The organism is Flavobacterium sp. (assembly GCF_025352015.1).
Lineage (GTDB): Bacteria > Bacteroidota > Bacteroidia > Flavobacteriales > Flavobacteriaceae > Flavobacterium.
Genome location: NZ_JANXUG010000053.1, coordinates 1 through 3,284, shown reverse-complemented (window position 1 = coordinate 3,284; position 3,284 = coordinate 1). Strand labels below are relative to the sequence as shown.

The 3,284-nt window shown below is 41.9% G+C and carries 1 protein-coding gene; it reads left to right on the top strand.

Features of this window, described 5'->3' with window-relative positions:
• On the top strand, window positions 1-3,284 hold a 3,284-nt coding region (locus Q0Q96_RS05465; RefSeq protein ID WP_293872225.1), incomplete at both ends, for a T9SS type B sorting domain-containing protein.

The window sequence follows — 3,284 nt, the reverse complement described above, 5'->3', positions numbered from 1 at the left end:
GTCACCCTCCAGCTCATAGTAAACCCCACACCTGTTGCGACAGCACCAAGTGATTATTCTTTATGTGATTACACAGGATCACAAGGTTACGAGACTTTTAATTTGACGACAAAAATCCCGGAGATACTGGGCAATATTGACCCTTCCACAGTAGTAGTTCGATTTTACACGACTTTGCCCAATGCACAGGTCGGATTACCCGCGACTGCTATTGCTACTGCAGCGGCATATCAAAACAGTACAATATATTCCGAGACGCTTTATGTTCGTGTAGAAAACATTGCCACAGGCTGTTATGACATCGTTACGCTGAAACTAGTGGTAAATGGTTTGCCCAATGCCACCCAGCCCAATTATCCAGAATACTCGGTGTGTGATGACAACCAAAGTAATATAGGATTTGAGACCTTTGATTTAAGTCTTAAAGCAAATGAAATTTTATCAGGACGAACAGGTGTGAGTGTTCGTTTTTACAATAGTTTAGGCGATGCGCAGAACGGTACAGGAGAAATCACCAACGCACTTTACCCGAACCTACTTTATCAAAACCAAATCCAGTATGTTCAAACCTTGGGGATTCGCATCACCAATACCAGCACAGGCTGTTATGTGATTTCTACGATGGACATCAGAGTAGAGCCGTTACCAAGTTTAATACCGCCCACACAACCGTATACCCTTTGCGATGGCAATCAGGATGGTTTTACCCGCTTTGATCTAACGAGTTTACTGCCAGGATTATTAAACGGAATCACCACCTACACGTTAAGTTTTCATGAAACCCTACAAGATGCGATAAGCAACAACACTAGCATTGCTAATCCTGCACAGTATACCAACATCATTCCGTTTGTACAAACCATCTATGTGCGAGCCCAAGATACTATAACTGGCTGCTTTAGTGTACTTCCAATACAATTGAATGTAAATCCAAGTCCGATAACACCATTGACTTTGTTAGATGTTACCACCTGTGATCAGGATAACAATCCACAAGATGCAATTACAGCAGTAGATTTAACCCAGCGCACCCCAGCTGTTTTGGCACAACAACCACAAGCGGCAATAAATTATACCGTGACGTATTATACGACGCAATTATTGGCACAAGGCGGCACGGCACCCATCATTCCCGATACCAACTATACTGCAAGCAACGGACAAACAATATGGGTACGAGTACAAAACAAGCTAACGAATTGTTTTGCTATTGGCTCGTTCAAAATAGTAATCAACATTCCGCTGTTGCTCACTACTCCAGCACCACTAAATTTGTGTGATGATGATACGAGTCCCAATAATCAGTTCCACAGTTTTAATCTAACGGTAAAAAATGCGGAGATTACACAAAACCTACCAGGTTATACCGTAACGTATTATCCAAGTTTAGTAAACGCTCAAAACGGTACCAATGCTATTTCACCAGTTAATGCCTTGGCGTATACCAATATTCCACCAGCAGTACAAACCCTAGGCGTAGTAGTAACGAGTGCAGCAGGATGTAAAAGCACCACCACATTAGACATTAGAGTACTTCCTATACCAAGCAATATCAACCAGCCACCAGCATTAACGCCAAAATGTGATGACAACAACCCAGGCGATATGCTCGAAGTATTTGATTTAACGACCAATGCAGCATTCATTAAAAACGGCGATGTAACGCTGACCTTGCATTATTTTGCGACACCGTCCGATGCACAAGCCAATCAAAATGAAATAATTTCACCCGCTACGGCATTAGTAGGAGCAAATGTTTGGATACGCGTAGAAAACAGCGGTATAGACTATCAAGGCAACAACTGCTATGTAGTAGTAGAACAAGCATTGAAAGTGAATCCGTTGCCAACAGTGGTACAACCAGCAAGCTACAAAGTATGCGATAACAATACCGATGGACTAGCCGTATTTGATTTAACAATTCCAGCCTTGGCCATAAAAATATTGGGACCTACGCAATCACCGTCTGATTTTACGATAAGTTATTATTTTGACGCAGCAGGTGCCAATCCCGCAACCAATACAGGACAAACGCCACTACCCTCTAGTTATAGCAATGTGACACCCACCTCACAAAACATTTACATCAGAGTCGTAAATAATGCTACAGGATGTGTCAATGCCACAGGAGTATTAACATTATCGGTTCAACAGCAAGCACTAGCCACAGGACCACAAGTGTATCATGAATGTGATGGACAACCTGGAGATAGCAATCCATTTGACGGACAAGCAGTGATAGATTTGACAAGTTACGCTACGGCGATATTAAACGGACAAAGCCCCGCAGTATTCTTGGTGAGTTATTACAGAACTCAAGTTGATGCTATAGCAGGAACAAATGCCCTAACCCTAGCACAAGCACAAGCATATCAAACCCAAGCAAACACCGATACGATATGGGTAAAAGTAGAAAACAGCAGCAACAGTATCACGCCATTATGTAATGCCATCACTCAAATCAACATCACGGTAGAGCCCAAACCCAACCCCCTTATTAAAACAGCGAATGGCGAAAACACGATATGTGTAGATTTTAACACCGGAATTCCGGTTCGATTCTTAACTTTAAATAGTGGGATTAGTAATCCAGCGAATTATACCTTTGAGTGGTTTGAGGATGCATCGGTTACCCCTATACCAGGAGCAACAGGAGCCACGTATACCGTAAGCACCGCATCAGCCACACCAAATATACCCCGAAATTACACGGTTCAAGTTACGAGTATTAATCCGCCATTTTTAGGATGCAGTACCTTATCTCTTGCTTTTCCAGTACAGCAATCAGGACAAGCCGTTATACCATCAGGCACAACAGGTTATACGGTAACCAATGCCTTTAGTGCCTCACAAATCATAACAGTACTTGTACAAGGATACGGCACGTATGAATACAGTTTAGACGATGGACCACAACAGGTGAGTAACATTTTTGAGAATGTTTCTTTCGGGACACACGTAATCCACGTTTGGGATACCAAAGACCCTTCGGGTTATAATTGTGAAGAATTGATCATCAATGAAGTTCAAATTATAGATTACCCCCATTACTTCACCCCGAATGGTGATGGTATAAATGACACATGGAATATTGTTGGATTAGTAGGACAAGCTAACGCAAAAATTTATATATTTGACCGCTATGGTAAACTATTAAAACAAATAAGTTCCACAGGACAAGGATGGGATGGCACGTACAACGGACATCAAATGCCATCAGACGATTACTGGTTTACTGTTGATTATGTAGAACAAAACCAAACCAAACAATTTAGAGCCCATTT